The organism is Roseiarcus sp. (assembly GCF_049514155.1).
Taxonomy (GTDB): Bacteria; Pseudomonadota; Alphaproteobacteria; order Rhizobiales; family Beijerinckiaceae; genus Roseiarcus.
In genome coordinates, this window is the sequence record NZ_JBEKVH010000180.1 from 1 (window position 1) to 8,220 (window position 8,220).

General features: G+C 66.1%; 7 protein-coding genes. 2 read left to right on the top strand and 5 right to left on the bottom strand.

Annotation, left to right across the window (positions count from 1 at the left end; translation table 11 throughout):
* The 5 genes from ABSF49_RS18875 to ABSF49_RS18895 form a co-directional block, all read right to left on the bottom strand.
* A partial coding sequence (locus ABSF49_RS18875; protein WP_424114186.1) for a hypothetical protein occupies positions 1-706 on the bottom strand: 706 nt, incomplete at its 3' end.
* A 159-nt stretch (positions 707-865) separates the two neighbouring features.
* Positions 866-1,612: a sulfite exporter TauE/SafE family protein gene (locus tag ABSF49_RS18880; protein WP_424114187.1), complete on the bottom strand. Its 747-nt coding sequence runs from the start codon at positions 1,610-1,612 to the stop codon at positions 866-868.
* A gap of 118 nt (positions 1,613-1,730) precedes the next feature.
* The gene (locus ABSF49_RS18885; RefSeq protein WP_424114188.1) at positions 1,731-3,062 is read right to left on the bottom strand and encodes an 8-oxoguanine deaminase; all 1,332 of its coding nucleotides are present in this window, start codon (positions 3,060-3,062) and stop codon (positions 1,731-1,733) included.
* A gap of 68 nt (positions 3,063-3,130) precedes the next feature.
* Positions 3,131-5,206, bottom strand: coding sequence for a sulfotransferase (locus ABSF49_RS18890; RefSeq protein WP_424114189.1), 2,076 nt, complete (start codon positions 5,204-5,206; stop codon positions 3,131-3,133).
* A gap of 121 nt (positions 5,207-5,327) precedes the next feature.
* Positions 5,328-6,191 (bottom strand): metallophosphoesterase, encoded by an 864-nt coding sequence (locus ABSF49_RS18895; protein WP_424114190.1) that lies wholly within the window; start codon positions 6,189-6,191, stop codon positions 5,328-5,330.
* Positions 6,192-7,072: 881 nt separating this feature from the next.
* On the opposite strand from ABSF49_RS18895, the gene ABSF49_RS18900 reads away from it, so the two are divergent.
* Positions 7,073-7,930, top strand: coding sequence for a BBP7 family outer membrane beta-barrel protein (locus ABSF49_RS18900; protein WP_424114191.1), 858 nt, complete (start codon positions 7,073-7,075; stop codon positions 7,928-7,930).
* Positions 7,931-7,963: 33 nt separating this feature from the next.
* The coding region (locus ABSF49_RS18905; protein ID WP_424114192.1) for a hypothetical protein at positions 7,964-8,220 on the top strand (257 nt) is incomplete at its 3' end.

The following is an 8,220-nucleotide window of genomic DNA, read 5'->3' on the forward strand; positions in this document are numbered from 1 at the left end:
GTCGAAGCAAAAAGTAGTCGTTAAGGTTAGATAACCCAGCAAACACGTGAACAGCGTCGCTGCCTCCGACGATATTTCGATCGTAATGACCACATTCTTCGATTGTCGTGCGAAGCGCAGCCCAAGCAAAACCGTGGCAATTGTGCTGATCGATAGCCCGGTAGTAGCTGGCGTCATCAAACTCAGATCGAGGTTTGCTAAGTTTCAGCTTGTTTCCGTCAAATACCGAAGACCTGACCGCACAGGCGACAGATACGCCAGTGAGAATGGGTACGGATTCTCTACATATTTGTCGCGATAAAGTGGGCACATCAATTTCTCTTGGCAGATGAATTGATGTATCAAATAATTGCAATGATCCTCCGTTCTTGTCCAACCGCGTTTTCGCCGCGTCTACCCAATTCTCATCTTCGAAGATTACGTCGCAATCGACCCACGCGACATATTCGACGTGGCGGGGCAGTTCCGCGATGCCGATGTTAAGCAGGCGCTCCTTTTGCCAAATTCGGTCGTCGCCCGTCAGGCTCAGAACGATGTCCCCATCGTCCTTGCTCAATTGATGGCGCCCGGCCTTGGCAAGCTCCACAACCATTAGCGGCGCATTGAGGCGCCGGCGAAAGGTCTTGAAATTCTGCAGGCGACGCCTGTAACCCGCCGGGTTGTAATACGAAGTCACGACCCAAAGCGGATCAGAAAAGCGAGACATGAAACATCGCCTCTCTTGCGGGGTTCCTAGCGTCGCACCAAAGGGCCTTCTAAACGGAATTCCCGACAAAATCCTCTTTTCTCGTCAAGTCCCCGACGAGATTGAATTGCCGCCGAGCCGGCGAGGCCATCCGTCAGCCGCATGGCGCAACACAGCCCCCTACGGCGCCTTGATGAACAGGCCGATCGTCAGCGCGACGCCGATCACCACGACACCGACGCGCAACGCCTTCTCGTTGACCCTTTGCAACATCAGCGCGCCGAGCCAACCGCCGATCGAGGCGCCGACCGTGGTGACGGCGACCTGCGTCCAGTGGACGTCGTGCGAGAAGACGAACAGCGCCACCGCCGAGGCGTTCATCACGCCGGCCAGCACATTCTTGGTCGCGCCGGCGGCGCGCACCGCCAGTCCCGCCATGGTCAGCGCCGCCATCATCAACAGGCCGATGCCGCCGCCGAAATAGCCGCCGTAAACGGCGATGCCGAACTGCGCCAGCCCAGCGCCCCACGGCGGCAGGCTGGCTTCTCCCGGCTCAGGCTGCCGGCGCAGGAAACTGCCCCAGGCGAACAACGCGGTGGCGAACAGCACCAGCCACGGCACGAGATGGGCGAAGAAGCTCGGCGGGGTCGCGAGCAGGATCGCGCCGCCAACCGCCCCGCCGGCGAGGCTGATGACGAACAGCGCCTTCAGCGACAGGCCTTCGGCGCCTTGCGCGCCGGCGCGGCCGGTGTAGCCGGTGACGATCTGGGCGGGAAACAGCGCCACGGTCGAAGTGATGTTGGCGGCGCGCGCGTCCATGCCGGTGAACATCAGCGACGGCAGGGTGATGAACGAGCCGCCGCCGGCGAGCGCGTTCTGTCCGCCCGCCCACAGCGACGCGACGAACAACACAATCAACGCCGCCATGTCAGCTCCTTAGCAAAACGCGAGAGGGCGCCGCAGGCGCCTCCCCTCGCCGCCGGCGGCGCAAGGAACGGGAAGCCGCCGCGCGCGTCAAGTCGCGCTTCCCGCGTCACGTCGTCCCTCAGGCGAAGGCGCGCGCCGCTTGGCGATGCTCGGCGACCAGCGCCGCCAGATCGAGGCCGACCGGCGCGCCGTCGACGACCCGCCAGACCCCGCCGACCATCACCCGGTCGGCGCGATGGGCGCCGCACAGCACGAGCGCCGCCAGCGGGTCGTGCGCGCCGGAGAAGCGCGGCTCGTCGAGCCGGAACAGCGCCAGATCGGCCTGCAGGCCGGGGGCGACGCGGCCGAGGTCGTCGCGGCCGAGACAGCGCGCCGAGCCCTCGGTCGCCCAGCGCAACGCGTCGAGATGGGTGATCGCGGCCGCGCCGTAGCGCAGGCGGCCGATCATCAGCGCGTGGCGAACCGCCTCCATCATGTTGGAGGAATCGTTCGAGGCCGAGCCGTCGACGCCGAGGCCGAGCGGCGCGCCCGCCGCCTCGAGCTCGCAGGTCGGGCAGACGCCGGAAGCGAGCACCATGTTGGAGGCGGCGCAATGGCAGACGCCGACCCCCGCCGCGCCGAGCCGCTTGATTTCGTCGGCGTTGAAATGAATGCCGTGGGCGAGCCAGGTCCTTCGCGACATCCAGCCGGCCTCCTCCAGCAGCTCGACCGGCCGCACGCCGTACATCGCCAGGCAGAAGCGCTCTTCGTCCGCGGTCTCGCAGAGATGGGTGTGAAGCTGGCAGTCGTAGCTTTCCGCGAGCCGCGCCGTCTCGCACATCAGTTCGCGGTCGATCGAGAACGGCGAGCACGGCGCGAGCGCGACGCGGATCAACGCGCCGGGCTTGCGATCATGGAACAGCTTCAGCACCCTTTCGCTGTCGGCGAGGATCGCATCGGCGTCCTGAACCACCGAGTCGGGCGGCAGGCCGCCGTCCTTCTGCGAGCGGTTCATCGAGCCGCGCGTCACCGTCATGCGCACGCCGAGCGCGCGCGCTTCCTCGACCTCGATGTCGACGGCGTTCTCCAGCCCGGCGGGATAGAGGTAATGATGGTCGGCGGCGGTGGTGCAGCCGGAGAGCAGCAATTCGACCAGCGCCAGCCGCGCCGCCAGACGGAGGTCGCGCGGCGTCAGGCGCGCCCAGATCGGATAGAGCGCGGTCAGCCAGTCGAACAATTCGCGATTGATCGCCGCCGGGTGTGCGCGCGTCAGCGTCTGGTAAAAGTGATGGTGGGCGTTGACCAGCCCGGGCAGCACGACATGGCGGGAGGCGTCGAAGATGGCGTCGACCGGCGTTCGCGGCTCGGCGCCGCGCGCCAGGGTTTCGACGATGCGGCCGTCTTCGACCACGATTCCGCGTTCGGCCGCCTCGGCGAGGATCGCCAGCGGGTCCTTGATCCAGGTTCGCATCGCCAACAAGCCCCCTGCGCGAATGCGCCGCGCGTGGCCGCCGATTCGGCCTCGCGCATCGCCGCCCGCTAGGCGGTCTCGATTTCGAGCGTCTTGAGCAGCGGCTGCAACGCGTCGGCGTGCTTGCGCCAGCGGCCGCTCGACGAGCGGTAGATCGGCTGGCGAACCTGGTTGACGCTGGCGGTGCGCACCGGGCGCTCGACGCGATAGAACTCGAGGCAGGCCGGATCCCAAGGCAAGTCGAGGAATTCGAGCATGCGCCGCGCCTCGGCCTCGATGTCGTCGACCACCGCTTCGTAGTCGACCTCGAGGAAATGCGAGGCGGGCAGAACCGCGCGCCAATAGTCCGTCAGCTTCAGATAGTCGCGGCAATATCGGCCGAGATCGGTCAGGTCGTAAGTGAAGTTCAGCGAGTCGGCGAACAGCTTGGTGTAGCAGGAAAGGCAGGTGTCGACCGGATCGCGGCGCGCGTGAATGATCTTGGCGTCGGGAAGGATGAGGCGAATCAGTCCGGCGTTGATGAAATTGCCGGGCGCCTTGTCGACGACGCGCGGCTTGCCGCCGGCGAGCGCTTCGACGCGCGACAGATAGCTTTGCCCCAGTCGCTTCAGCGCGCCGGCGTCCAGCGCCGCGACCCCCTTGGGAAAGTCGCCGATCTGCTCGACGACGGCGCGCATACAACGGAGTTCGCCCGCGCCGTGGACGGCCGGGTGAGCGGCGAGGATCTGCTCGATCAGCGTCGTGCCCGAGCGCGGCATGCCGACGATGAAGATCGGCGCCGGAGACCGCAACCCCTGGTCGGCGAGCCGGTCGAGCAGCGCGGGGGGGAAAGCGGCGGCGACCTCGGCGAAGAACTTTTCGGTCGCGGCGGCGCTGTAGGACGCGATCGCGCGCTTCATCCGGTTGCCTTCGTCCAGATGACGGAACGCCGCCGGCGAGTCGCCGAGATCGAGGTAGGCCTTGCCAAGCGCGAAATTCAGCACCATCCGGGAGGCGTAGGTTTCGCCCTTCTCCGGCGCCAGCAGCGCCTCCATCGCCGGGATCGTCGGATCGTCGGCGGTGAACTTGACCAGTTCCGCGCGCCCGGTCATCGCGCTCGACGAGGTGGGATTGAGCGCCAAAGCCTCGTCCAAGGCCGCCCTCGCCTCGTCCTGTCGGCCGAACGTTTCCATGACGCCGGCGCGCTTGGCGCGCAAATCGTCCTGAGTTTCGCCCCCTAACGCGATGGCGCGATCCAGCGCGGCGATCCCCTCTTCGTAGCGCCCCTCGGACAGCAGGTAGGTGGAGATCGCGCTTTCCTTCTGCACGCTCTCCTTCGTGTCGCGCGGCGTCAGCGTCATCAGTCGCTCGACGTCGATGTGCGCTTCGTCGTCACGATCGAACCTGACGAGAATTTCCACATGCATGCTGAGCGCGAGGATATTGTCGGGCGACTTCGCCAGCAGATCGCCAAGCCAGCGCAGGGCCGCCTCGCGCTGCGACCGCCCCAACTCGGCTGTGGCGAGATTGAGAAGGACGTCGGCGGAATCGGGCTCGATCGCGAGCGAACGGCGTCCGCATTCCACCGCCTTGTTGTATTCGCCGAGCGCGTTGAACAGGATGAGGAGGTTGGCGTAAGCGCCGGCGTGGCGCGGGTTCAACGACAACGCCAACTCGAAGGCGCGCTGCGCTTCCTCGCGGCGCTTGAGCGCGGCGAGCGCATTGGCCTTGTTGTAATAGGCGTCGCCGTAGCGCCGGTCCAAGGCGATCGCGCGATCGAAATCGGCGATCGCTTCCTCGTAGCGCTCGAGTTGCGAATGAACGGCGCCGCGATTGTTGAGCGCCTTGGCGTGCCGCGGGTTGATGGCGAGCGCCGCGTCGAACGCCGCAATCGCCTGCTCGAGCTTGTTGTTGTGCTTGAGCACGGTGCCGTAATTGTAATGGGTCGCATCGCTGGAAGCGTCGATCCGCAGCGCCTGCTCGGCGAAGGCCTCGGCCTCGTCGAAGCGCTCCAATCCGGTCAACGCGACCGTCAGCAGGTTGAGCGCGCCGAAATGGCGCGGCGCGATCTCGACCGCCTGGCGAAAGCAACGCTCGGCGTCGCGCAGACGGCCGCTTTGCAGCGCCGCCACGCCCTTCTGCAGCAGTCCATCGACGTTCTTCATGGCGCTCGAGCGGATCTCCGACTGGCCAAGGGCGTGACCGATCCCGCCGCTTGCCGCCCGCCTCATAGCGTCAAAGGGGGGCGCCGGGAAGCCCTAACGGGCGCCGGCGGCCGGCGCGCGCTCACGCGCCCATGGCCCAGCCGGACGGCCCGCGCGCCGTCACGACTTCGGCGCGCGCGCCGCGGAAAATCGCCATCGTGGCGACGCCGGTCATGACCGAGCCGGAGTCGAGGTTGAGACGGAAGCGGCGGATCTGGTCGGCGGGCGACGGGTCGGGCCTCAGGTCGTTGGGCGTGTGGCCGTGGACGACGAAATAGCCCCCGTATCCCTGCGGCCCCGGCGCAGCGGAAAGGAAAGGCCGGCGCACCCAGGCCCAGTGCTGGTCGCCGCCCAGCGTCGCCAGCGGCGCATTCCACGGCTCGGCAAGGAAGCTCTCGAGCTCGACGCCGGGGTTGACGCCGGCGTGAACGAACAGGAGGCCGCCGGAGCGCCAGTGCGACCGCAAGCTCGCGAGCCAGTCGGCGACGCGCGCCGGCAGGCTTTGGCGCGCGTCGCTGAGCAGGTCGTCGAGATCGGCGGGCGTGGCGGAGAAGCGCACGAATTCGGCGAGCGTGTGGTCGCCGCCGTTGGCGATCCAGGTCTGAAGCGCATCGATCGCGTCGGCGCGCGGCGTCGCCGCGTCGAGGGCGAGGCGCATCATCGCCTCGTGATTGCCCATCAGCGCGACCGTCTCGTCGCCCTCGGCGCGCTGCGCCGCCGCGAGCGCCAGATCGATCGCGCCGAGGCTGTCGGCGCCGCGGTCGACGAGATCGCCGAGCAGGACGACGACGCGACGCAACGCGCGGCGCGGCTCGCGCGCTGCTTCGTCGAGCAGCGCGGCGAGCAGATCGCTGCGGCCGTGGATGTCGCCGACGGCGAAGATTTCGATTTCGTCGGCGCCGGCGCGCGGCAGCGCGTAACCCTGACGATCGAGGACGATGGGCACGGGCGGGTCCTTTGTGGCGGGTCCGCGGCCAGCATGGCGCGTCGCGGCGGAGATTTCCAGATCGTGGGTCAGTTTGGACGAACGGTTTGCGCCCACTACGGCCGTCCCGGTCGATGAGACGGTTCCCGAAAGCGGACAACCTCACATTCGGTTACCGTTCGCGACGGCTGCGCCAATATCCCGCTTGCGGCGGATGGGGTTCAGGAGGGCGAAACCATTCTTGTTGGCGGCTTTTCAGGCCACGGATATCGACGTCTTGTCCTCCCGGATCCGCCAGGACTGATCAGAACCGAAGATTTCTCGTTCGGCCGGGAAGGCCAAACGAGAGTCTTCCAGCTTCGCGCGGACCGAGAATCCGAATCCGGCTCAGCTGCGGGCGGATAAACACCGTCGGGCCAAGGCGAGCGCGGCAACACGTCGCGCCCCGGTTTGCTTGAACGGCGAAACGAATCAATCACGTCGGAGTACGTTGATGTCTAAGCGCGGTTGAATCGATGTGACAGTTAGGGGATCCCCAGAATAGCGGCTGGGAAGACCAAGGCGCGACCGAAGCGTGTGGCCACGTCGAGGGGGCGGTCGCATGAGAACATGTCTTGTGTCGTTTCGGCGTCGACCTGGGTTTGTCGCCGCTTGCTTCTTGTGTTCTCTGTTCGCCGCGCCGCTCCTGACCGTCGGGGCGGCCGGAGCGCAAGAGAGTTTTGCCGGCTGGCCGGCGGGGAGCGACGGGTCGTTCGCGTCGTCCGCCCAGAAGCCGGTCGACCCGCCGCAAAGCGCGCCGCGATGGACGTTCTCGACCGAAGCGATCGTCTTGGGCCGTACCGGCGGCGCAAATCAGCCGCTCGTTGGACTCCTGCCGGGCAGCATGACGTCCGAAAGTCAGTGTGACGTATCACGACGAATCCGGCTACGGCGTCGAGTTCTCGTATTTCAACATCTTCACCCAGAGCGCCACCAAGACGGTCGGCCCCACCGGCCCCCCTAATACGGCGGACTGGCTGGTCATGTACGCCCCCGGCTCGTTCTGGCAGACCCAGGATTTTCCATACCAAGGGATGGCCTGGAAAGACGCCACCAACCTTTATAGCGCCGAGGCCAACGCGCGGCTGGATCTTTCCCCTCGGGTCACCGTGCTGGGACTCCGCTGGCTCCAGCTGAACGACGAGCTCGTCGGCTGGCTGACCCCGGCCGATCGCAACTCGCCGGATTGGAAAAAGTATTGTTATTTAAACACACTTAATAACCTTCCTTCCTGTTCCCCTCTCTACTACCCAGGTGGGACGGCGGGAATTTACCCGCCATTTTGGCAGGCGAACACGAAGAATAATCTATACGGCGCCCAAATCGGCGTGGACGCCAAACTGCTGGAGCTTGGGCGGTTTTCGATCGATGGAGTGATCAAGGCCGGCGTTTTCGACAACAACGCCGAACAGACAACTGTAGTCAGCATGGCGAAGCAGCTGTACACGGCGCAAGCCACGACCAACGCGGCCGCCTTCGTCGGCGAAGCCGACTTGCAGGTGAAATATCAACTCGCCAAGGGGCTTGCGCTCAAGGTCGGTTATGAAGCCCTGTGGCTCGACGGCGTCGCTTTGGCGCCCGGACAGATCCGGGAGACCTACACAACTTCGCCCTCTCCAGCTTCTCCCTTGACTCCGGTGAGCGCGCGCGCGCTCGGCGTCAACTGCAGCTCAAACGTGCTCTTCCAGGGCGCCACGGTCGGACTCGAGTCTTCGTTCTAGCGCCACCGCGTCGAAAACATGGGGGGCGTTTCAATGCCAGCTCGCGCAAAATCGCTCGTCTTCGCGCGGGCAGTCGCTGGGCTTATCCGCTTGGAGCTTGCGGCGCCGCTGCGCCGCCTGTGGTGGACGACCCTGCTCGTCGCGCTGGCGGCGCCGGGTGCGACGCTCGCTCAGACCTCGCAGTGCGCGCCGACGACGCAGCCGCCGACGTTATGCTCCACCCAGGCGAATCTGCTGTTGCCGTTCGCCTCGCTCTTGAACTCGCCCGCGGGCCTCGCCGTGCTCGAGGC

What these genes read in the sequence shown, in the direction of transcription:
- ABSF49_RS18880 (WP_424114187.1), bottom strand. Translation starts at nt 1,612, where the DNA reads ATGGCGGCGTTGATTGTGTTGTTCGTCGCGTCGCTGTGGGCGGGCGGA.
- ABSF49_RS18885 (WP_424114188.1), bottom strand. Translation starts at nt 3,062, where the DNA reads ATGCGAACCTGGATCAAGGACCCGCTGGCGATCCTCGCCGAGGCGGCC.
- ABSF49_RS18890 (WP_424114189.1), bottom strand. Translation starts at nt 5,206, where the DNA reads ATGAAGAACGTCGATGGACTGCTGCAGAAGGGCGTGGCGGCGCTGCAA.